Here is a 21,400-nt window from a genome sequence, read left to right as displayed (position 1 = left end):
CGCTCGGATTGAATGGGCTTTGCAGCCCATTCAATCGGAGTCCGTATCAGTCGTCGGCGCCGACTGCCAGGGTCTGACGGGGTTTCTGGTCGCCGCCGGCCGCGTGGGTGTGCGTCTCGGTGAGCAGGTCGGTGAGTTCCGGGTGACCCTCGGCCTTCTTCTGCGCGATGCCGGCGCGGACGTTTCCGGCCAGTTCGTCCGAGACTTTCTCGAGGTGCCCGATGAAGCGGTCGGCGATGAAGGCGGGCACGTCGGCCAGCGCACCGGCGAAGTTCATGGCGAGCCGTTTGCGTTCGTCGGGCTGCATCACGCGGTAAAGCTCGCGCGGCTGGCCGTACAGGTCGGCGTCGTCCTCGGGCCAGCCGTAGCGGTCGGCGAGGTTGCCCAGTGGCATGGGGGGTTCCTGCGGGGTGCCCTCGGCCACGGCGGGGCCGCCGTACGAGTTGGGTTCGTACACGGGCGTGCCGCCGAAGTTGCCGTCGAAGCGCGTCTGGCCGTCGCGGTGGTAGGTCATGACCGGGCAGGCGGCCCTGTTCACCGGGAGCGCGGCGTAGTTGATGCCGATGCGGTAGCGGTGCGCGTCGGCGTAGCTCATCAATCTGGCCTGGAGCATCTTGTCGGGGCTGGCGCCGAAGCCGCGCGGCAGGTTGCTGGGCTCGAAGGCGGCCTGCTCGATCTCGGCGAAGTAGTTCTGGGGGTTCTCGTTCAGTTCGAATTCCCCGACCTGCATCAGGGGGTAGTCGGCGTGCGGCCAGACCTTGGTGAGGTCGAAGGGGTTGATGTGGTACGTCTCGGCGTCCTTCTCGGGCATGACCTGGATGCTGACGGTCCATTTGGGGTGCTCGCCGCGTTCGATGGCGTCGAACAGGTCCTGGAAGTGGTAGTCGGGGTTCGCGGCGGCGATCTTCGCGGCGACCTCCTCGGTCAGGTTCTGCACGCCCTGCTGGCTGTGGAAGTGCCACTTGACGTAGAAGCGTTCGCCCTGCCCGTTCCAGAGGCTGTAGGTGTGGCTGGAATAGCCGTTCATGAAGCGGTAGGAGCGCGGCAGGCCACGGTCCCCGAACAGGTACATGACCTGGTGCAGGCTCTCGGGGCGCAGGCCCCAGAAGTCGAACTGCATGGCGGCGCTGCGGCGGCCCGTGACCGGGTGGCGTTTCTGGCTGTGGATGAAGTCCTGGAACTTGATGGGGTCGCGCACGAAGAAGATCGGGGTGTTGTTGCCGACCAGGTCCCAGTTGCCGTCCTCGGTGTAGAACTTCAGGGCGAAGCCGCGCGGGTCGCGGACGGTGTCGGCGAAGCCCTTCTCGCCGGCGACGGTGCTGAAGCGGGCGAGCATGCGGCACTCGTTGCCTTCCTTCTGGAAGATGCTGGCGACCGTCAGTTCCGGGATGGCGCGCGTGACGCGGAAGGTGCCGAAGGCGCCGCTGCCCTTGGCGTGCACGACGCGTTCGGGGACGCGCTCGCGGTTGAAGTGCGCCATGCGTTCGAGCAGGTGCCAGTCCTGCAGCAGCACGGGGCCGCGCTCGCCGGCGGTGAGGCTGTTGGTGTTGCTGGGCGCGAGGTTCCCGGAGTGGTTGGTGAGGCGTCCCTGGGGGGCCTGGGGCGCGGTGGTCTGCATGTCGGTGGATTCGGTGGGCGCGTAGGCGGTGTCTTTCTTGTCTGGCATGTGGTTCTCCTGGACGGGACTGCCGGGCGGGGACGGGGTGACGGGAACGGAACCCCCCTACCTTAATAGGAAGGCTTCTCAATAGCGTGAGGGAAGAGTAAGCCCCAGGTCAAGGGGCGCCTCATCCGGCCGCCGCTACCTCCCCGGTAACGCTCCCGCCACCCGGAGCAGTGGCCATAAGGGGGCAGTCGTCACGGACGGACCTGTAAAGATCCGCAGGAGAGCGAGGGAATGTGGACGGGCCGGACGGACTGGAACAGCGGGCTGCCAGAGCGGAGAACTGCTCTACTCCGCCGCGCCGCGTGCCGGCAGCCGGAACTGCCGCTCTCGCTCCAGCTGCATCAGCACCGACACCCGGCCGCCCGCCACCTGCACGTCGCAGTCCAGCACCCCCGACGGCAACGCTCCCGGCAGGGCGTCCACGCACTTCTGCCCGTACGACACGTTCACGGACGGTCCGGTCGCCAGCACCGCCGCCTGCACCCGCACCGCGTACTCCCGCAGCGCACGCCCCTGCGCCGACAGGACCGCCACCATCAGCGCGATCCCCGCCACGAAGCCCAGAATCACCAGCCCGAACGTGCGGGCCGTGCGTGCCCGCAGCTCCGGCGTCACCTCCCGCACACCACCCGGCCCGGAAGGGACCTTCTGACCGGACTGGACCTTCTGACTGGATCGGGCTTTCTGACTGCTCTGGCCGGGACGCTTGCTCACGCCCCACACCCTACCCTGACCAGCGGGCCGCACCCGGCACGGTAAGATGCCCCCCATGAGCAAGGTCATCATCATCGGAGCGGGCGGCGTCGCCAACGTCGTCGCCAAGAAATGCGCCCAGAACGACAGCGTCTTCACGGAAGTCCTGATCGCCACGCGCACCGTCGCCAAGGCCGACAAGATCGTCGCCGAGATCAAGGAGCACATGCCCGACAGCCGGGCCGTGTTCACCACCGCCACCGTCGACGCGGACAACGTCCCCGAACTCGTCAAGCTGATTCAGGACTTCGGACCCAAGATGGTCATCAACGTCGCCCTGCCGTACCAGGACCTGACCATCATGGACGCCTGCCTGGAAACCGGCGTGCACTACCTCGACACCGCCAACTACGAACCCAAGGACGTCGCCAAGTTCGAGTACTCCTGGCAGTGGGCGTACCAGGACCGCTTCAGGGAGAAGGGCCTGATGGCGCTGCTCGGCTGCGGCTTCGACCCCGGCGCCACCCAGGCCTTCACCGCGCACCACGCCAAGCATCACTTCCAGGAGATCCACTACCTGGACATCGTGGACTGCAACAACGGCAACCACGGCAAGGCGTTCGCCACGAACTTCAACCCGGAAATCAACATCCGCGAGATCACCGCCAACGGCCGCTACTGGGAAAACGGCCAGTGGGTCGAAACCCAGCCGCTGGAAATCAGCCAGGACATCTACTACCCCAAGGTCGCGACCCGCAAGAGCTTCGTGCTGTACCACGAGGAACTCGAGTCCCTCGTCAAGCACTTCCCGACCATCAAGCGCGCCCGCTTCTGGATGACCTTCGGTGAGGCGTACATCAAGCACCTGAACGTCCTCGAGGGCATCGGCATGACCTCGATCGAACCCATCAACTTCCGCGGCATGAAGGTCGCCCCGATCGAGTTCCTGAAGGCCGTGCTGCCCGCCCCCGAGTCCCTGGCGGCCGGGTACAGCGGTCAGACCTGCATCGGCGTGCAGGCCAAGGGTATCGGCAAGGACGGCCAGCCCAAGGTGCACTTCGTGTACAACGTGAAGGACCACGCCGACTGCTACCGCGAGGTGCAGGCGCAGGGCGTCAGCTACACCACCGGCGTGCCCGCCATGATCGGCGCGATGCTGATGTTGAATGGGGACTGGATGCAGCCCGGCGTGTGGAACGTCGAGCAGCTCGACCCCGATCCCTTCTTCGACGCGATGAACAAGTGGGGCCTGCCCATCAGCGAACTCGCCGACATCGAACTCGTCAAGGACTGAACCGCACCGTCAGGAACCTGCGCCGTCCCGTCGAATGGGGCGGCGCAGGTTCTTTTCCAGCTCCGGTACACTGCCCGCATGCACTTCCTGCTGCTGTACCGCGACCTCGTTCCCGATTACGTCACGCGGCGCGAGCCGTTGCGGGCCGCGCACCTCGCGCACGCGCAGGCGGCGGCCGAACGGGGCGAGCTGCTGCTGGGGGGCGCACTGGCCGACCCGGTGGACGGCGCCGCGCTGCTGTTCCAGGGCGACGCGCCGGACGCTGCCGAGCAGTTTGCCCGGACGGACCCGTACGTGCGGGGCGGACTGGTGGGCACCTGGGAGGTGCGGCGCTGGCACACGGTGGTCGGGGCGGGCGCGGCCCACCGGCCCTGACGGCTATTCCAGCCGGTCGAGGCGTTGCCAGCCGCTGCGGAGGCTGAGGGACGTGCCGAGGACGGTGGCGAGCAGCAGGCCGATCAGTCCCAGGATGCCTTCCGGGGTGCCCAGGGCGCTGTAGCCGGGGTACAGGTCGGGCCGCAGGACGCTGCCGGCGGCGGGCCGGGCGAGCAGCAGGAGGCACAGCACCGAGTACGCGAGGCTGAGGCCCATGAAGGCGAGGCCGCCGGGGCTGACGCCGATCTCGGCGGGGTTGTCGGCGTCGAACTTGGGGGCGGCCGCGCCCAGGCCGACGCCGAGCGCGGTGATGACGAGGGCGTTGCTGACGCTGACAAGCACGCTGAGGAGCAGCAGGGTGGGGCCGAGGTTCATGCTCAGGGCGCTGGCGACGCCCATGACGAGGCCCACAGTCAGGGTGACGGGCAGCACGCCCAGGAACTTGCTGAGGACGATCTGGCGCGGGTCGATGGGCGCGGTGCGCAGCAGCCAGTACGCCCGCGCTTCGGTGGACACGGCGGGAAAGGCGAGGCGCACGGCGATCCCGGCGATGATGAACCCCTGGAAGGCCAGCTGGATGTACCCGAGGATGCCCCGGAACTGCGGCACCGGGATGGGCACGGCCCTGACGCTCACGAGGTACACGCCCGCCAGGGCGACGACCACGAGCAGCTGGCTCCACTGGGTGGGGTCGCGCAGCGTGACGCGCAGGTCCTTGGCGGCCAGCGCGCCGCCGGGGCCGAGGCGGGTCAGCAGGCGTTCGCTGGGCCCGGCGCGGCGGGGGCGCGGGTCGAGTCTGGGGGTGCTGGAGTCCAGGGCGCGGGCCCAGCCGTCCTGGTAGGCCTTCGCGGCCAGCAGGGTCGCGCCGAGGAGCAGCGTGACGGTCAGCAGCAGCAGGGGCAGCAGCGGCGCGGCGAGCTGCCCGTGCGCGGCCTGCCAGATGCCCTGCGCGGCCCACGAGGGCGGGAGGAGGGGGCTGCTGGGCCCGGCGAAGTCGCGCAGCAGCGCCTCGACCCTGGTGGGGTCCTGGAGTTTCTGCACGAGCACCTCGGGCCGCAGGGCGCGGATGGCGTACACCAGGGCGGCGCTGATGACCACGCCCAGGCCGGTGCTGACCTCGCGCACGCGGCCGACCGGGGCGACCCGCATGAGCAGCACGGCCAGCAGCGCGCCCAGGCCCACCGGCGCGGCGAAGACCAGCAGCGCGGCCAGGATCATGACCGGGTACGCCCAGACGGGCGCGTGGAAGTAAGCGGCGACGGTCAGCAGCAGCGGCACGGTCAGGAACACCGGGACCAGCGCGGCGTTCAGGAACGTCTCGGTGACCTTCAGCGCGAACACGCGGGTGGTCCTGATGGGCTGGGTCAGCAGGAAGTTCAGGTCGTCGCTGAGGTACAGCGTGCTGATGGCGGCGGTGGTGGCGCTGAACGTCACGCCGCTGCTCAGCGTGATCAGGCCGATCTCCAGCACGCGCGAGAAGACGTTCAGGCCGATGTCCCCGAAGCGCCCCAGGAACGTCAGGGCCTTCCAGGTGCCGACCACCTCGCCCACCACCAGCAGCAGGGCCAGGGTGCCGACCAGCGCGTAGCCCCACTTCGGCGCCCGGCGGATGGTGTGGGCCAGCGCGCGGAGTTTCAGGGCGCTCAGGCTGGGCGGCGCGGTGCGGGCGGGGCGGGGGGCGGGCCTGACGGTCAAGCGCCCACCCCGGCCTGTTCGGCCTCGCGGGCGCGTCGCCCCTCCTCCAGTTCGTCCTCCAGCAGGCGGAAGAAGATGCGTTCCAGGCTGTCGCCGTGCACGCCCCCCGCCTCGGTGCCGGTGCGGGCGCGCAGATCGTCCATGCTGCCCTCGCCGAGCACCCTGCCCCGGTCCAGGACAACCAGGCGGTCGCAGACGGCCTCCGCGACGGGCAGCGAGTGGGTGGTCAGCAGCACGGTGCGGCCCCGGTCGGCGTGCGAGCGGAACAGGTCCCGCACCTGCCGCGCCGCGTGCGGGTCGAGCCCCACCATCGGCTCGTCCACGATCAGGACCGGGGGGTCGGGCAGCAGCGCGGCGACGATCGCCACCTTCTGCCGCATGCCATGCGAGTACGTCTCGATCAGCTCGTTGCCGAAGTCGGTCAGGCGGAAGAATTCCAGCCAGCGGTCGATCTCGCTGTCCGCGTCCGGCACCTGGTACAGCTGCCCCACGAAGCGCAGCAGCTCGCGGGCGGTCAGTTTGCCGTACAGGTACGGGCGGTCCGGGATGTACCCGAACGCCGCCTTGGCCTTCACCGGGTCGCGCCACACGTCGAAGCCCGCCACGCGCACCGTGCCGCTACTCGGGCGGGTCAGACCGACGAGCGCACGGATGGTGGTGGTCTTCCCCGCCCCGTTGCTGCCCAGCAGGCCGAACACCGCGCCGGGCTGCACCGTGAACGACAGGTTGCTGACGGCCTCGTGCCGCCCGTAGCGCTTGGTATACCCACTGACCTCGATCATGAGAGGCAGCGTACGCCCGCGCGTCTGACGGAACGGTCACGTTCCGTCCGGACACGCGGGCCAGCGGGAGGGGTCCCTCATACGAACTGCCGTTTGTTTCGCCAACAATCCGGAACTTCACCGGATTGTCGACTCCACGTCCGGAACCCGTTTTGCTCCTGCTCTGCGGAGCAGCTCTCCGAGTCGCATCCGCTCGGATTGAACGGCTTTGTAAGCCATTCAACCGGAGTCCGTATCACATTCAACCGGAGTCCGTATCAGCTGCCGGCCGCGTCCGGGTCGCGCGGGCACCGGTCCCCGCGCCAGTGGCGACCCGGTCCGACCTGCGTGGCGTCCCGCACGGGGGCGGTGACGCGCGCCCGCCGCCCGCCCCGGCTGAGGCGACCCTGAAGGGCGTTCAGGGTCTGCGGATCAGGGCACGCTGACCGGTTCGCTGCCGCCTTCCTGGTACGTCAGGTCGCCGGTCACGCGGACGGTCAGGGCCTCCAGCGCCGCCTGCCGCGCCCCGGCGTCCGGGGTGGTCAGGACGGCGTGGAAGTCGTGGGCGGCGTCCGGGTCCCGCACCTGCAACGTGGGCAGCCAGCGCTGGGGCTTGACCTCCCACCAGCCGCGCACGCCGAACAGACCTTCCAGGGCCAGTTCTGCCGCGCGGCAGGCCACCAGCACGTGCAGCGGGTCGCCCGCGTCGGCCAGGGCGCGGGCATCCATGACCTCCTCGATCAGCCGGAACCGCGCCTGCTGCGTCAGGGGGCGCGGAGCGGGACCGGCGGCATGCAGGGCGCGGGCCTCGGCCACCAGGGCGTCCAGTTCCGGGTGCGGCATCACCACGCGGCCCTCGGCGAACATGGTGATGGTGTCCCCCTGCGCGGCGGCGAACATCGCCCGGACCTTGCGGACCGGGTTGTGAAACACCTCGACCGGCACGCCGTCCACGACGTAGTTGGCACGCCAGCGCCGGTCGCCGTCCACCAGCACGTGGAAATCCAGGTCGCTGTGCGCGGTTCCCTCGCCGCGCGCGGCACTTCCGCACCACAGCACACCCAGGACGCCCGGCACGCGGCGAACACGCTCCAGCGCGGCCGGAACCGTGGCGGCCAGCCGGGCCTGGGCTTCTGACAGGGGGGGTGGGTTGGTGGGCATCTTCCGGAAGATACCCGGGCCGCCACGCCGGCCGGGCCGCAGATCCGCGCGGTCCGCCGTTCAGGCGGACACGGCCGCGTCGCACCAGTGCAGGTGCATGTTCCGGCGGGCCAGCCAGTCGGGCAGCACGTAGCGGGCGCGGCCCAGGCCGGACAGCGCCGCGTGCGCGATGGCGACCGCGCGGTGCATCTCGGTTTCGGTCAGGTATCCGGCCTCGCGCGCGGCGAGCAGTTCGTCGGTGTCGGCAATCTCGGCCATCAGGCCGTCGTGCACGATCAGGTCCAGGTACAGGTCCCGCACCTGCCACACGTCGCCGTGGCGGCTGATGTCGGCCACGTCCAGGTAGTAGTCGTGTTCGCGCCGCCCGTGAAAGTCGTAGCGGCACACCACGAGGTTCAGGGTCGGGATCAGGTGCGCCTGCCAGTGCCGGATGCGCGGGTGCGCGTGAAATTCGCGGGCGACGAACAGACCGAAGGGCGTCTCGCGGTAGGTGTGCACGGGGCGTGCGCCGGTATTGGTGTAATGGCAACGTGCGGCCACGTCGTGTCTTTCCACCTTCACCGGATGCGCCTGTCGGGTCATGACCCAGCGTACAGAACTGTCCGGAACGCAGATGAGACCCGAGGTGAGAAGCCCAGCCCCGCTGTCGGGTCCTGCGGGGGCACTGCGCTCGCCCTGCGCCGCTGTCCGCGCCATTCCTGGCCGGCGTTCACCGTTTCTGAAGCGTTGTGGGCAGTCAGACTCACGTCAGACGGACTCCGGCTGAACGGCGTCTGCCCACCAGTCGACCGGAGTCCGTGCCGCTGCTCCTGTGCGGCGCAGCGCGGCGAGTCGCGTCCGCCCGGATTGAACGGCTTTATAAGCCATTCAATCGGAGTCCGCATGAGGTCCGTTTCACAGCACCGGCAGGGCGTCCAGCGTGCCGAAGTCGTGCGGGACGAACAGGCTGCCCTCGGTCACGCCGGACCCGGCAGACAGGGCGTCCAGGGCTTCGTGCAGCGCGGCGGCCGACAGTTCGCCCGCCAGGAACGCGCGGTGCGCCCCGATGACGCCCGTGACCTGCTGCGGCGTTTCGTGCACGAATTCCAGGCGCAGGTCGCGGATCCCGGCGCGCAGCCACTCACCCAGGTGCGGCGCGGCGACCTGCGGGCGGCCCTCGAACACCGTGTTGCGGCACCCCACGTCCGCCATGACCGGGTGCGTGTGGCCGCGCTCGTCGCGCAGGGCGACCCGGTGCGTCTCGCAGGGGTGCCCGCAGTTGGTGTAGTCGGTGCCGCTGCTCAGGAAGCGGCAGAACACGCAGTGCTCGGTGTGGAAGACCGGCAGGTGCCCGTACGCGATGACTTCCAGGTTCGGCCCGCCGACCAGGCCGGCGAGTTCCGTGATCTGCTGCGCGTTCAGGTCGTGGGTGGGGGTCAGGCGGCTCAGGCCCAGGTCCAGCAGCGCGCGGGTGGTCAGGACGTTCGCGGCGTTCAGGCTGAAATCACCGGTCAGTTCGGCCCCACCCGATTCCTGTCCACGCTGCGCCTGCAGGCCCTCGAGCAGGCCGCCGCTGCGGACCAGGATGCCGGCGTTCAGGGACTGCAGGAACTTCTGGAGGTTCTGCTCGGTGGGTTTCAGGATGCGGGGGCTGGCGACCCGCACGGGCAGTCCGGCGGCCCGCACGCGTTCCACGCTGGGTTTCAGGCCGTACAGTTCCAGGTAATCCAGCGTGACCGAGTCCGGGCGGCTTTCCAGCGCGGCGTCCAGCTGTTCGGGCGTGCGGACCAGCACGTGCAGCCGCGGGGTGTGGTCGGCGGGCGCGCGGTCCGCGCGGGGCAGGGTGGCCAGGGTGCTGTCCAGGCGGGGCGCCGCGCGGCGCTCGGGCGTCTGGGCGCGCAGGGCGGTCAGTTGCGCGGTCGCGTCGCGGCGCAGGGCGTTCAGGGCGCTGACCGGCAGGAAGCCCGCGCCGCGCAGGTCGGTGGTCAGGTCCTGCAGGTGGAACGGCGTGCCGCCCAGCTTGCCCAGCTGCTCACGCAGGCCCGCCGCGTCCAGCGCGCGGTTGCGGGCCTCGCCCAGCGCGTCCGGCAGGGTGGCGGTGACGCTGCGGCCGTGCCCGTCGGTCAGGGTCAGGGTGGGCGGGAAGCCCACGTGCCCCGTGAAGTGCGCCGTGACCGGGCGGGTGTACACCGGGTCGGCCGCCTCGACCAGCGGTTTTACACGCGCGGCCAGGGTGGGGTCCTGGGTGCGCCAGACCGGGTCGCCCTCGCGCACGCGGCGGCCATCGACGGCGCCGCGCCCGAAACGCAGTTCGTACACGCCGCCCGCACGGACGTGGGCCAGCGCCGCGTCGTCCAGCTGCCGGCCGTCCTGCCACAGGCCGTACAGGAACCCGCCCTCCTCGCGGCCCTCCGGGGCGCGCCAGTTGGCCGGGTCGAACACCAGTCCGTCGCCGGGTTTCAGGGGTTCGCTCAGTTCGACCAGCACGCCGCGTTCGGTGACGCCGCGCACGGTGCCCACCCGCACGCCCCGGTGCCTCGGCGCGCGGCCACGCACGACCGTCTGGTGGTTCGTGCCCGCCATGAAGTGCGGCGCCAGCCCGCGCGAGTACACCTGTTCCAGGTCCTGCTCCTCCTGCCGGGTGACGCTCAGCGGCAGGCCCGCCCAGGCCTCGTCCACGGCCTTGCGGTACGCGGCGGTGGTCAGGGCGACGAACTCGGCGTCCTTATAGCGGCCCTCGATCTTCAGGCAGTCCACGCCGATCCGCACCAGCTCGGGCACCTGATGCAGCGCGTACAGGTCGCCGGGCGACAGCAGGTAACGGGCGTCGCCCAGGTCGCGTTGCAGGCCGTCCACGAACAGGTCGTACGGCAGGCGGCAGGCCTGCGCGCACTGCCCCCGGTTCGCGCTGCGCCCACCCCAGGCTTCACTGGAGAAACACTGCCCGGAGTAACTGACGCACAGCGCCCCGTGCACGAAGGTTTCCAGTTCGATGTCCGTCTGGTTCGCGATGCGTTCGATGTCCCGCAGGCTCAGTTCGCGGCCCAGCACCACCCGGCTCGCCCCGAAGCGCCGCGCGAGCTCGGCCCCCTCGGCGGACGTGATGCTCATCTGCGTGCTGCCGTGAATGGGCAGGTCCGGGCAGATCTCGTGCGCCAGGCGCGCCACGCCGTGATCCTGCACGATCAGCGCGTCCACGCCCGCCTCGGCCAGCGCGATCAGTTGCCGCTCGGCCTGCCGCAACTCCCGGTCGAACACCAGCACGTTGAACGTCACGAAGCCCTGCACGCCCCGCGCGTGCAGGCCGCCCATGATCTCCGGCAGGGCCTCCAGTTCGAAGCCCACCTTGGCGCGTGCGTGAAAGCCCGCCCCGTCGGCCCGGCCGGCGCGGCCCGCCTGATCACGGGCGGGGTTCACGCCGAAGAACACGGCGTCCGCGCCGGCCTCCACGGCGGCGCGCAGCTGCGCCTCACCGCCCACGGGGCTCATCACTTCGGGTTTCACGGGAACACGCGGCATAACGCGCCAGTCTAGCGGACGCCGCGCCACGCAACGGTGAGCTGAGACCCACCGGCGGGCCGCTTCAGGCGTGCGGTGCGTTCACGGGCAGGGTGGCGTCCGGACCGGCGACGCCCCAGGTGGCGGGCGGCTGCCCCTGGCGGACCAGCATCACGGGCACCGGCGCGTGGTGCGCGACCGCCTCGGCCACGCTGCCCAGCAGGGCGCGGCCCAGTCCGCCCCGCCCGTGGGTGCTCATGACGATCAGCGCGGCGTGCTCGTCGAGCGCGGCGTCCAGGATGGCGCGCGGCAGGCTCCGGCCGTTGGCGGGTTCCACCCGCACCCGCGCGCCCGGCATCCGCGCCTGCAGGGCCGCGCGGAGGCTGGCGGTCTCGGCCGCGAACTCCTCGGCGCTGACCGGGGGAACGTACGCGAATTCACCCACCAGCGCCACCGGGTCCGCCTGCACGGTCAGGACCGTCAGCGTGGCGTGCAGCGCGCCCGCCAGCGCCTGTGCGTGTTCCAGTGCGAGGTGCCCGAGTTCGCTGCCGTCCGTCGTGACGAGTAGTCGCGTCATGGTTGGTGCCTCCTGCCTGCAGGGTGCGCCCCCCGCATTACCGGGGCGTTACGGGCGCCCGCCGCCGGCAAAGCGCGGTAGCCTGCGCGTCATGATCAGGTTGCTGTTTGTGGGGGACGTGTTCGCTTCACCGGGGCGGCGGGTGCTGGGATCGCACCTGCCGTCGCTGCGGTCGCAGGCGGATTTCATCGTGGTGAACATGGAGAACGCGGCGGGTGGGTTCGGGATGCACCGCGAGGCGGCGGACGGGGCGCTGCGGGCCGGGGCGCACTGCCTGACGCTGGGGAACCACGCGTGGCACCACAAGGACATCTACGTGCTGATGCAGGACGAGGGCACGTACCCGATCGTGCGGCCCCTGAACTACAGCGATCCGGGCACGCCGGGCGTCGGCTGGCGGTCCTTCGACGTGAAGACCGCGCACGGCACCGAGCGGCTGACGGTCGTGAACCTGCTCGGGCGGGTGTTCATGGAGGCGGTGGACAACCCGTTCCGGGCGATGGACACCCTGCTGGAACGCGACGACCTGGGCAGCGTGTTCGTGGATTTCCACGCGGAGGCCACCAGTGAGAAGCAGGGCCTGGCACGCTACCTGGACGGGCGGGTGGCGGCCGTGATCGGCACGCACACGCACGTGCCCACGGCGGACACGCGGATCCTGCCGGGCGGCACGGCGTTCCAGGCGGACGCGGGTTTCACCGGGCCGCACGAGTCGATCATCGGGAGCGATCCGCACGGCCCGATCGAGCGGTTCGTGACCGAACGCCCGCACCGGTACGGCGCGGCGGACGGCCCGGCGGAACTGAACGGCGTCTTTGTCCAGATAGAGGCGGGGCGCGCGGTGGGCATCGAGCGGTACCGTTACGTGGAAGAGGCGTGACCGGCCCCGCCGGGGTGGGTTCACGTCCACCCACACTCCCGAGGTAACCCATGAGCATTCGAAGTGACGTGAACCTGCTGGGCCGCACGCTCGGTCAGGTTCTGAAGGAGCAGGAAGGCGAGGCGTTCTTTGACCTGGTCGAGCGGACGCGGGCGCTGGTGCGGGAGGTCCGGGCGGGCGGGGACGACGCCGAGCTGCGCGGGATGCTGGCGGGCCTGTCCGGTGAGGACGCCGGGAACCTGGCGCGGGCGTTCACGTGGTACTTCCAGCTGGTGAACCTCGCCGAGGAGTACGAGCGGGTGCGGGTCCTGCAGGGCGCGAGTGGCGTGCGTCCGCAGAGCCTGGAGCAGGCGGTCCTGGACCTCAAGGAACAGGGCCTGAGTGCCGGGGAGGTCGAGGCCCTGCTGGCGCGGCTGGACCTGGGACTGACCTTCACGGCGCACCCGACCGAGATGCGGCGGCGGACCATCCGCAACCACCTGGTGCAGGTGGCGCAGGCCATTCCGGGCCTGAGTGCCGGCGGGATCGACGGGCCGGACGCGCAGCGGATCACGGCGCACGTGGAGGCCATGTGGAACACGCCGGAACTGCGCCGGCTGAAACCGACCGTGCTGGACGAGGTCAAGGGCGGCCTGAACTACATCACGAACATCGCGCAGGCGCTGCCGGCGTTGCAGCGGGACCTGCGCGGCGCGTTCCGGGAGGCGTTCGGGCGGGACACGGACGCCACGCTGCCGCTGAGTTTCTCGTCCTGGATGGGCGGGGACCGCGACGGGAACCCGTTCGTGACGCCGGACGCGACCCGCGAGGCGCTGGAACTGCACCGCGAGCGGGCGCGGGAGGTGCTGCTGGGCAGCATCCGCGAGGCCTTCGCGGACCTCAGCCAGGAGGACGAGGGGCAGGAACCGTACCGCGCGGAACTGCAGGCGCTGCACAGCGCCGTGCGCGACGGGCAGAACGTGGACCTCGTGCCGCGCCTGGAGGCGCTGGAGGCCCGGCTGGTCGCGGACGGACAGCGCCGCACGGCCGATCAATTGCTCTCGCCGCTGCTGACGGTCGCGCGGGTGTTCGGGCAGCATCTCGTGAGCCTGGACGTGCGGGAGCACAGCGGGCAGACCGGCGCGGCCGTCGCGGAACTGCTGAGCGCGGCGGACGTGGAGGCCGATTACCTGGGCCTGCCGGAGCACGCCCGCCTGGAACTCCTGACCCGCGAGCTGCGGTCGCGCCGCCCGCTGTGGCCGGCCGGGCAGGCCCTGACCGACACGCTGGAAACGGCGATCGGCCCGGTCCGGGAGGTGCAGCGGGCCGTGGCGCTGGCCGGGCCGCGTGCGTTCGGGCGGTACGTGATCAGCATGGCCGAGAGTGTCAGTGACGTGCTCGAGCCGCTGCTGCTGGCGCGCGAGGTGGGCCTGCCGATCCTGCCGGTGCCGCTGTTCGAGACGCTGGACGACCTGACCCGCGCGCCGCAGGTCGTGTGGGAACTGCTGTCGCTGCCCGAGTACCGCGCGGTGCTGGGGGACAGCGTGCAGGAGATCATGCTGGGCTACAGCGACAGCAACAAGGACGCCGGGTTCCTCGCGGCGAACTGGGCGCTGCACGAGGCGCAGCGGAACATCAGCGACGTGTGCCGCCGCGCGGGTGTGCGCTGGCGCTTCTTCCACGGGCGGGGCACCAGCATCGGCCGGGGGGGCGGTCCGGCCAGCCGCGCCATCCTGGGCCAGCCGGCCGGGACGATCGACGCGGGCCTGCGCATCACCGAGCAGGGCGAGGCGCTGGCCGACAAGTACAGCCACCCGGTCCTGGCCCGCCGGAACCTGGAGCAGGCGCTGTATGGCCTGCTGCTGTCCGCCGCGCGTCCGGCCGCGCCGCTCCCCGACGAATGGACGGACGCTATGGCCCGCGCCGCGCGCCGCAGCGCCGCCGCGTACCGGGAGCTGGTGGACAGCGAGGACTTCCTGCCGTTCTTCGAGCAGGTCACGCCCATCCACGAGATCGCGCGGCTGAACATCGCCTCGCGTCCGGTCCGGCGGCCCGGCGCGCCCACCCTGGGGAACCTGCGCGCCATTCCGTGGGTGATGAGCTGGACGCAGAACCGCGCGAACCTCCCCGGCTGGTTCGGCCTGAAAGACGGCCTGGACGAGATCGGCCTGGACCGCGCCCGCGAGATGTACGCTGCGTGGCCGTTCTTCCGGACGGTGCTGGACAACGCGCAGATGAGCCTCGCCAAGAGCGACCCGCTGATCTTCGACGAGTACCTGCGCCTGAACGGTCACGGTGACCACCGCCTGGCGACCCTGCTGAAACAGGCGTACCGGGAGACCGTGGCGCTGGTGCAGGCCATCGTCGGCGCGGAACTGCTGGCGAACGAACCGCGCCTGAAAGAGAGCATCAGCCTGCGCAACCCGTACATCGACCCCATTCACCGCATCCAGGTGGAACTGCTGCGCCGCAGCCGCGCCACCGAGGGCGGCCTCGACGAGTTCGAACGCCCGCTCCTGCTGAGCATTCAGGGCATCGCGGCCGGAGTTCGGAACACCGGCTGACGGCTGGGGAGTAGGAAGTGGGAAGTGGGAAGTGGGGAGGGGGCAACCTCTCCCCTTTCCCGTGCGTGGGCGTGGGGTGACCACCACCGATCCGAGCGAAGCGACCCGCAGCGCTGCCCCGCAGACGAGGAGCGAGGCGGGTTCCGGGCGTGGAGCTGGCAATCCGGTGGTGTGCCGGTGAACGAAACAGAGGGCAGTCCGTATGAGGCATGCTGGCGCGGGGCGCACCTTCCACCCACCTTCATCACCCATCTCCCCCACCGCTGGAAGCGTTACCATGTCCGCATGCGACACCTCGCCCTGCTGGGCGCGCTGCTGACCTCCCTGGCGGGCGGGTCGGGCGCGCAGACGGCCCTTCCCCTGTCCTCGTTCGAGGGGCAGGTGATCTATCAGGTCATGCCGGACCGCTTCTTCGACGGGAACGCCGCGAACAACGCCGGGGTCAACCGCGCCGATCCGCGCGCGTGGCACGGCGGGGACCTCGCGGGCCTCACGCAGAAACTGCCGTACATCCAGCGGCTCGGCGCGACCGCCGTGTGGCTCACGCCCGTGTACGCGCAGCAGGCGGCGAACTCGTTCGGGACCGCGCCGTACCACGGGTACTGGCCCGCCGACTTCCGGGCGGTGGACCCGCACTTCGGGACGCTGGCGGACTTCCGGGCGTTCGTGGACGGCGCGCAGGGCGCCGGGATGCGCGTGGTCCTCGATCAGGTCATCAACCACTACGGGTACGGGGCGGCGGCCGTGAAGCTCCGCCCCGCGTGGTTCAACGCCCAGCCGCAGTGCGACGCGGCCACCAGCAAGGACGTGGACTGCCCGCTGGCGGGCCTGCCGGACCTGCGCCAGAGCAACCCGCAGGTGCGCGAGCTGCTGCTGGGCAACGCGGACTTCTGGCGCGGGCAGGGCGTGAACGCCTTCCGGTACGACGCCATCAAGCACGTCGAGCGGCCCTTCCTGCGGGACCTGCTGAGCAGCGACCGGCAGGCGGGCACCTGGACGCTCGGCGAATGGTTCGACGCGGACACCGGCACTGTCGCCGACTGGCAGAAGGCGGGCTTCGACAGCCTGTTCCTGTTCAGCCTGCAGGACGCCATGAAACGCAGCGTGATGGGCGGCCAGAGCCTCGGCGCGGTGCGGGCCGTGCTGGAACGCCAGAACGAACTGCCGCGCCCCGGCGAGGTCGCGCTGTTCCTCGATAACCACGACGTGCCGCGCTTCGCGCAGGGCAGCCTGTTCGAGGACGAGGGCCGCGCCCGCACCACGTATGGCCTGCGCGCCCTGATGACGCTGCGCGGTGTGCCCGTCGTCTGGCAGGGCACCGAGATCGCCATGCGCGGCGGCGCCGACCCCGACAACCGCCGCGACATGCGATTCGAGGACAGCTGGACGCCCGAGGAACGCGCCGTGTTCGACGCGACCCGCGCCGCCATCGCCGCCCGCCGGGCCAGCCCCGCCCTGAGTGCCGGGGCGCAGACGCTGCTGCCCACCCCCGACCGCCTCAGCGGCGACCTGCTGCTGTTCACCCGCCAGCTGAACGGCCAGACCGTCCTGGCCGCGTGGCACGGGGGCCGCGAACGCCGCACGTACTCCCTGAAACTCGCCTCGCTGGGCGTGAAGTGGCAGACGCTGGCCGCCACCCCTTCCCTGTTCGCCGGGCAGGACGCCCGCGTCAGCGTCAGCGGCGGCTACCTGCACCTGAGCCTTCCCGCGCGGGACGCCGCCGCCTTCCGGGTCGAGTAGGAAACAGGGCGCGGGACGCAGGGGCAATAACAGCGACCAGGGCGATTTCCCCTCCCCCCTGATACGGACTCCGATTGAATGGGCTGCAAAGCCCGTTCAATCCAAGCGGAGCGACTCGTAGAGCTGCCCCGCAGAGCAGGAGAGAAACGGGTTCCGGACGTGGAGTTGACAGATCGGTGGTGTTCCGATCTGTTAACGAAACAAACGGAATCCGTATGAGGGGGGAGGTCGGGAGGGGGTGAGAGAGAGGGCGGAGGCCGCGCAGGCCCCCGCCCTCTCTCCCGTTCCTGTTACGCCCGCAGGGGGCGGGGCACGGGCAGGGTGTAGGTCGCGAACGGCTTCCACACGCCGCCCTCGTGGTGACGGGCGATGGGCTGGTCGTGCTCGTTCACGTACACCATGCGGTAGCGCACGCGGCCCATCTCCAGGCCGCCCCGCTCGCGCCAGAGCAGCTGCACGTCGATGTTCGTGGCGGCCGGGTCCGTGTCGCGCGCCGCGAGGATGCTGAACTCGCGCAGGCTGCCGGGGTACACGCGGCGCACCTGCCGCACGCTGCGCCGCCCGCTGGGAAACACCCGCGCGGGCATGGCGAGCGCCATGGCGCGGTACTCCTGACCCTGCCAGTGCGTCAGGAACGCCTGGAGCGCCTGCTGGGGCGACGGGTTCACCACGCTGGTCGGCATGTCGTTCATGCCACGCAGCATGGCACGCCCCGCCCCCCCGGCACCACTGCCCGAATGGCGCAGCCCGGCGGGGGCAGCCCCTCCCTCATCTGGCGGATGCCGCCACAGGAGGACGGGCGTCCAGGTCAGTTCAGGGCAAACACGATGGCCGACAGGACGCCCGCCCCGACCAGCGGCGCCAGGATCTGCGGCCAGGGCAGGCCCGGCGCGCGGTAGCCTTCGCCCAGGCGGGCGCGCATCGTGCTCTCGATGCGACTCTGACCGGACTGCGAGTACACGACCGCGCCGGACAGGAAGCCCAGGATCAGCGCGCCCCAGCCGAGCGCGTCGGCGGCCGCGGCGCGGGTGAGGCCGCCGTTCAGGACGGCGCTGACGATCAGGGTCAGCAGCCCGACCCCGGCGGCGGCCGCCACGCCGTACAGCGCGATCTGGGCGAGGCGGGCCGGGACGGACTGGGGCGCGGGGACCGGGTTCATGCCGTGACTGTAGCGGGCGCAGCGGGAGTTTGCCAGCAGAATGGCCCGTGCTGACGGCTCCGCTTAACCGGCCCGGACCTCGCCGGGCTGTTTGATGCTCAGGACTCGGCTGGCGCCGGTCTGGTCGGTGGTGACGCCCCACAGGGCGTGCGCGATCTCCATGGTGGCCTTCTGGTGCGTGACGAGCAGGAACTGCGCGCCGCGCTCGCTGAACAGCTTCAGGAAGGCGGTGAAGCGGCGGATGTTCGCCTCGTCCAGCGGGGCGTCCACCTCGTCCAGCACGGCCAGGGGGAGGCCGCCGGCACTGCCCTCCCCGCCCGCGTGGTTCAGGGCGAACAGGAAGCCCAGGCCCGCCATGGTGCGTTCCCCGGCCGAGAGGAGCGTCATGGAGCGGGTGCGTTTCCCGCGGGGCTGCACGGCGAGGCGCAGGCCGCGCAGGCGGCCCTGGTCGTCGAGTTCGCGTTCGAGTTCGCCGGTCCCGCCGAGCAGTTCGGCGCTGTACTCGCGGAAGGCAGTGTTCACGCGGTCGAAGGCGGCGGCCGTGGCGAGCCCCTCGGCAGTTTCGAGGTCGTGCAGGTGGGCGCGCAGTTCGGCGGCGGCGCTGTCGGCGTCGGTCAGTTCGGCCTGCTGGGCGTCCAGCGCGGCCTGTTCGGCATGCAGGTCGGCCTCGGCGCGGGCGTTCACGGGGCCCAGGGCCTCCAGGGCGGCGCGGGCGCGGGCCAGTTCGGCGGTCCATTCGCGGGGCGTGCCGGGCGGCAGGCACCCGTCGGGGATGGGTTCCAGGCTGCCCTCGCGCCGCGCGATCAGGACCCGCAGGTCCTCCAGGCGGGCGCGGGCCCTGTTCTGCGCTCCGATCAGGCTGGTGTACGTCTGCGCGGCCTGCTCGCGGGCGTACTCGGCGCGGGCGTACTCGTTCTCGTCGAGCGTGCCGAGCGCGGCCTCGCGGCGCGTGACCTCGGCGGCCGCGGCCTGCAGGTGGGTGTCCTGCGCGGCGGCGGCCTGCGCGGTGGCGTGCAGGCGCTCGCGGAGTTCCCCGGCGCGGGCGCGTCCGGCGCGGTAGGCGCGCCACGCGGCGTCCGTCTCGCGGGCCACGGCGAGCGTCTCGGCGGCGGCGCGTTCGGCGGCGCGGTGCGTTTCGGCGGCGGTGCGTTCGGCGTGCAGGTCGGCTTCCAGGGCGTCCAGGTCCGGGAGCGCGCCGGGGGGCGGCAGGGGGATGTCCGTCAGGTCCGGGCCGAGGCGCGCGGCGAGCCGGTCGCGGTTGGCTTCCAGGCTGCGTTCCTGCGCGGCGAGTTCCGTGACGCGCCGCTCGGCGGCCTGCTGTTCGCGGGCAGCGTCGTCCAGCGCGCGGCGCAGCGCGGCGTGGCGTTCGTCACTGCCCGCCAGCGTGGCCTGCACCTTCTTCAGTTCGGCGTTCAGGCGGGCGCTCTGGCGGCCTGAGTCCTCCAGTTCCGCGTCGAGTTCCTGGAAGCGGCGCTGGTCGGCCAGGACGCCGCTGCCCGTGTCACGGGCGCGGCCGCCCGTGATGGCCCCGCCGGGTTCGACGAGTTCGCCGTCCAGCGTCACGAGGCGCGGGCGGCTGGCGTGCGTGCGGGCGATGCGGTTCGCGGCGCGCAGGTCCCGCACGATCAGCGTGTCGGCCAGGATGCTCTCGGCGACCAGGGGCGGGTCGCTGGGGCACAGGTCCGCGAGGTTGCCGATCACGCCGTCCTCGCGCAGCAGGGCCGCGTCGCGGCGGGGGCGGGCGCGGATCAGGTCCAGCGGCAGGAAGGTGGCGCGGCCGCCCGTGCGTTTCAGTTCGTCGATGATCTCGCGGGCGTCGTCCGCCCGGTTCACGACCACCTGTTCCAGGCGGCGGCCCAGCGCGGCGCCCACCGCGACCTCGTACTCGGCCGGGACGGTCAGCAGGTCCGCGACCGACCCGACGATGCCCGGATGGTCGAGGCGCAGGGCGTTGCGGGCACCCTCGCCGTAGCGGGCGTAGGAGTTCAGGGCTGCTTCCAGGCGTTCGCGTTCGCGGCGCAGCGGGGCGACGCTGGCGTTCACGCGGGCCAGTTCGGCGCTCAGGTGCCGCTCGTGCGCGGTGGCCGCCTCGCGCTCGGCGTGCAGCGCGGCGTACCCGTCGGTGGCGTGCGCGTGCGCGGTGCGGGCGGCGTCCAGGCGGTCGCGGGCCGCGGCGAGGTTCTCCACCGTGACTTCCAGGTTGCCCTGCGCGCGTTCCAGTTCGGCGCGCAGCGTCTCGCGGCTGGCGTCCTGGCGGGCGTGCGCCTCGGCGGCGCGGGCGACGAGGGCGCGGGCGCGGGTCAGTTCGTCTTCCAGGCGGCGGGCGCGGCTCTCGGCGGCGGCGGCGGCCTCGCGGGCAGCGTTCAGGGCGGCGCTCAGGGCGTTCAGGTCAGGTGCGGGCTGCGCGGGCGGCTGGGTGGGAAGCGCCGCCAGTTCAGCCTGCAGGCCACTGTGTTCGCGCTCCAGGTGGTCGCGGTAGCGGGCGGCCTGTTCGTGCGCGGCGCGGGCGGCCCGCAGGGTTTCCAGGGCCCCGGCGTGCGCGTCGCGGCGGGCGCGGGCGGCCTGCGCGTCCTCGCGGGCGGCCTCGACGGCGGCGGCGGCGGCCTGCACCTCGCCGCTCAGGGCGGCGCTGCGGGCTTCCAGGTCGGTAGCCTCGGCGCGGGCGGCGGCGATCTCGCGGGCCAGCGCGGCCTGCCGCTCGCGTTTCAGGGCGTCTTCGAGCGTCAGGGTGCGCAGGGTCAGGGCGTGCCAGGTGCGGGCGTCCTGCGCGGCCCGTTCCAGGCGGGTCAGGGCTGCCTGGCGTTCCTGCAGCAGCAGCCGCAGGGCGTTCAGGTGCGTGTCGGCCTCGCGCAGGCGCGCCTCGGTCTCCTGGCGGGCGGTGACGGCGCGGGACAGCCCGGCGGCCTCCTGCACGTACCCCAGCAGGGTCTTCCCTTCGGCCTGCACGACGCCGCTCACCTCGCCCTGCCCGATCACGGCCAGTCCGCCGGGGCCCAGGCCGGTGCCGCGCAGCGCGCCGTGAATGTCGCGCACGCGGGCGGCGCGGCCGTTCAGGTCCTGTTCGGCCGTGCCGTCGCGGTAGATGCGCCGCGCGAGGTTCACGCGTTCCCCGGCGGGCGTCAGGAGTTCCAGCTGCACTTCCGCCAGTCCCAGCGGGGCCTTGCCGCCGCTGCCGTGGAAGATCAGTTCCTGGGCGCGCGTGGCCCGCAGTTCACGCGCGCGGGCCTGGTGGGTGGCCCAGCGGATCGCCTCGACCACGTTGCTCTTGCCGCTGCCGTTCGGGCCGATGACGGCGCTCACGCCGGGACCGAAGTCCAGGCGGGTGCGCTCGGCGAAGGATTTGAAACCCTGAAGGGTGACGCTCTGAAGCATGATCGGG

The 21,400-nt window shown here is 71.6% G+C and carries 16 protein-coding genes; 5 read left to right on the top strand and 11 right to left on the bottom strand.

Features of this window, described 5'->3' with window-relative positions:
* Positions 1 to 46 precede the first annotated feature (46 nt).
* Positions 47 to 1,666, bottom strand: a complete 1,620-nt coding sequence (locus tag ABDZ66_RS13000; protein WP_343759643.1) for a catalase — start codon at positions 1,664 to 1,666, stop codon at positions 47 to 49.
* Between the two features lie 285 nt (positions 1,667 to 1,951).
* On the bottom strand, positions 1,952 to 2,380 hold the full coding sequence (locus tag ABDZ66_RS12995; protein ID WP_343759642.1) for a hypothetical protein: 429 nt from the start codon (positions 2,378 to 2,380) through the stop codon (positions 1,952 to 1,954).
* 55 nt (positions 2,381 to 2,435) lie between these two features.
* On the opposite strand from ABDZ66_RS12995, the gene ABDZ66_RS12990 reads away from it, so the two are divergent.
* The gene (locus ABDZ66_RS12990; RefSeq protein WP_343759639.1) at positions 2,436 to 3,653 is read left to right on the top strand and encodes a saccharopine dehydrogenase family protein; all 1,218 of its coding nucleotides are present in this window, start codon (positions 2,436 to 2,438) and stop codon (positions 3,651 to 3,653) included.
* Positions 3,654 to 3,731: 78 nt separating this feature from the next.
* Positions 3,732 to 4,028, top strand: a complete 297-nt coding sequence (locus ABDZ66_RS12985) for a YciI-like protein (RefSeq protein ID WP_343759637.1) — start codon at positions 3,732 to 3,734, stop codon at positions 4,026 to 4,028.
* A gap of 3 nt (positions 4,029 to 4,031) precedes the next feature.
* Here the strand turns inward: ABDZ66_RS12985 and ABDZ66_RS12980 are convergent, their stop codons facing one another.
* The 6 genes from ABDZ66_RS12980 to ABDZ66_RS12955 all read right to left on the bottom strand — a co-directional run bounded on the left by ABDZ66_RS12980 (position 4,032) and on the right by ABDZ66_RS12955 (position 11,699).
* Entirely contained in the window at positions 4,032 to 5,723 is a 1,692-nt protein-coding gene (locus ABDZ66_RS12980) for a putative ABC transporter permease subunit (protein WP_343759635.1), read from the bottom strand.
* The gene (locus tag ABDZ66_RS12975; protein ID WP_343759633.1) at positions 5,720 to 6,505 is read right to left on the bottom strand and encodes an ABC transporter ATP-binding protein; all 786 of its coding nucleotides are present in this window, start codon (positions 6,503 to 6,505) and stop codon (positions 5,720 to 5,722) included. The genes ABDZ66_RS12980 and ABDZ66_RS12975 overlap by 4 nt, the downstream gene beginning before the upstream one ends.
* A gap of 411 nt (positions 6,506 to 6,916) precedes the next feature.
* On the bottom strand, positions 6,917 to 7,645 hold the full coding sequence (locus tag ABDZ66_RS12970; RefSeq protein WP_343759631.1) for a nucleotidyltransferase domain-containing protein: 729 nt from the start codon (positions 7,643 to 7,645) through the stop codon (positions 6,917 to 6,919).
* A gap of 60 nt (positions 7,646 to 7,705) precedes the next feature.
* Positions 7,706 to 8,227: a DUF402 domain-containing protein gene (locus ABDZ66_RS12965; protein WP_343759629.1), complete on the bottom strand. Its 522-nt coding sequence runs from the start codon at positions 8,225 to 8,227 to the stop codon at positions 7,706 to 7,708.
* Between the two features lie 312 nt (positions 8,228 to 8,539).
* The gene (locus ABDZ66_RS12960) at positions 8,540 to 11,143 is read right to left on the bottom strand and encodes a U32 family peptidase (protein WP_343759627.1); all 2,604 of its coding nucleotides are present in this window, start codon (positions 11,141 to 11,143) and stop codon (positions 8,540 to 8,542) included.
* A gap of 64 nt (positions 11,144 to 11,207) precedes the next feature.
* Complete coding sequence (locus ABDZ66_RS12955; RefSeq protein ID WP_343759625.1) at positions 11,208 to 11,699, bottom strand: universal stress protein; 492 nt, start codon at positions 11,697 to 11,699, stop codon at positions 11,208 to 11,210.
* Between the two features lie 91 nt (positions 11,700 to 11,790).
* On the opposite strand from ABDZ66_RS12955, the gene ABDZ66_RS12950 reads away from it, so the two are divergent.
* From ABDZ66_RS12950 to ABDZ66_RS12940, 3 genes are all read left to right on the top strand, one after another.
* A complete protein-coding gene (locus ABDZ66_RS12950; RefSeq protein ID WP_343759623.1) occupies positions 11,791 to 12,579 on the top strand; it encodes a TIGR00282 family metallophosphoesterase in 789 nt (262 codons plus the stop codon).
* Between the two features lie 50 nt (positions 12,580 to 12,629).
* Positions 12,630 to 15,122: a phosphoenolpyruvate carboxylase gene (locus tag ABDZ66_RS12945; protein WP_343759621.1), complete on the top strand. Its 2,493-nt coding sequence runs from the start codon at positions 12,630 to 12,632 to the stop codon at positions 15,120 to 15,122.
* Between the two features lie 285 nt (positions 15,123 to 15,407).
* On the top strand, positions 15,408 to 16,862 hold the full coding sequence (locus ABDZ66_RS12940) for an alpha-amylase family glycosyl hydrolase (protein ID WP_343759619.1): 1,455 nt from the start codon (positions 15,408 to 15,410) through the stop codon (positions 16,860 to 16,862).
* Between the two features lie 290 nt (positions 16,863 to 17,152).
* On the opposite strand, the gene ABDZ66_RS12935 is transcribed toward ABDZ66_RS12940, so the two are convergent.
* The 3 genes from ABDZ66_RS12935 to ABDZ66_RS12925 form a co-directional block, all read right to left on the bottom strand.
* Positions 17,153 to 17,554 (bottom strand): hypothetical protein, encoded by a 402-nt coding sequence (locus tag ABDZ66_RS12935; RefSeq protein WP_343759617.1) that lies wholly within the window; start codon positions 17,552 to 17,554, stop codon positions 17,153 to 17,155.
* 116 nt (positions 17,555 to 17,670) lie between these two features.
* On the bottom strand, positions 17,671 to 18,021 hold the full coding sequence (locus ABDZ66_RS12930; protein WP_343759615.1) for a hypothetical protein: 351 nt from the start codon (positions 18,019 to 18,021) through the stop codon (positions 17,671 to 17,673).
* A gap of 63 nt (positions 18,022 to 18,084) precedes the next feature.
* Positions 18,085 to 21,393 carry an AAA family ATPase gene (locus ABDZ66_RS12925; RefSeq protein ID WP_343759613.1) on the bottom strand — a complete coding sequence of 1,103 codons (3,309 nt, stop codon included), beginning with the start codon at positions 21,391 to 21,393 and terminating at the stop codon, positions 18,085 to 18,087.
* Positions 21,394 to 21,400 lie beyond the last annotated feature (7 nt).

This window comes from Deinococcus depolymerans (assembly GCF_039522025.1).
Classification (GTDB): Bacteria; Deinococcota; Deinococci; order Deinococcales; family Deinococcaceae; genus Deinococcus; species Deinococcus depolymerans.
This window is presented reverse-complemented; position numbering and strand designations above follow the sequence as displayed.

Excerpts from the sequence above, each read along its gene's own strand:
- ABDZ66_RS13000 (WP_343759643.1), bottom strand. The coding sequence starts at position 1,666 with ATGCCAGACAAGAAAGACACCGCCTACGCGCCCACCGAATCCACCGAC.
- ABDZ66_RS12990 (WP_343759639.1), top strand. The coding sequence starts at position 2,436 with ATGAGCAAGGTCATCATCATCGGAGCGGGCGGCGTCGCCAACGTCGTC.
- ABDZ66_RS12985 (WP_343759637.1), top strand. The coding sequence starts at position 3,732 with ATGCACTTCCTGCTGCTGTACCGCGACCTCGTTCCCGATTACGTCACG.
- ABDZ66_RS12975 (WP_343759633.1), bottom strand. The coding sequence starts at position 6,505 with ATGATCGAGGTCAGTGGGTATACCAAGCGCTACGGGCGGCACGAGGCC.
- ABDZ66_RS12970 (WP_343759631.1), bottom strand. The coding sequence starts at position 7,645 with ATGCCCACCAACCCACCCCCCCTGTCAGAAGCCCAGGCCCGGCTGGCC.
- ABDZ66_RS12965 (WP_343759629.1), bottom strand. The coding sequence starts at position 8,227 with ATGACCCGACAGGCGCATCCGGTGAAGGTGGAAAGACACGACGTGGCC.
- ABDZ66_RS12960 (WP_343759627.1), bottom strand. The coding sequence starts at position 11,143 with ATGCCGCGTGTTCCCGTGAAACCCGAAGTGATGAGCCCCGTGGGCGGT.
- ABDZ66_RS12955 (WP_343759625.1), bottom strand. The coding sequence starts at position 11,699 with ATGACGCGACTACTCGTCACGACGGACGGCAGCGAACTCGGGCACCTC.
- ABDZ66_RS12950 (WP_343759623.1), top strand. The coding sequence starts at position 11,791 with ATGATCAGGTTGCTGTTTGTGGGGGACGTGTTCGCTTCACCGGGGCGG.
- ABDZ66_RS12945 (WP_343759621.1), top strand. The coding sequence starts at position 12,630 with ATGAGCATTCGAAGTGACGTGAACCTGCTGGGCCGCACGCTCGGTCAG.
- ABDZ66_RS12940 (WP_343759619.1), top strand. The coding sequence starts at position 15,408 with ATGCGACACCTCGCCCTGCTGGGCGCGCTGCTGACCTCCCTGGCGGGC.
- ABDZ66_RS12935 (WP_343759617.1), bottom strand. The coding sequence starts at position 17,554 with ATGAACGACATGCCGACCAGCGTGGTGAACCCGTCGCCCCAGCAGGCG.
- ABDZ66_RS12930 (WP_343759615.1), bottom strand. The coding sequence starts at position 18,021 with ATGAACCCGGTCCCCGCGCCCCAGTCCGTCCCGGCCCGCCTCGCCCAG.
- ABDZ66_RS12925 (WP_343759613.1), bottom strand. The coding sequence starts at position 21,393 with ATGCTTCAGAGCGTCACCCTTCAGGGTTTCAAATCCTTCGCCGAGCGC.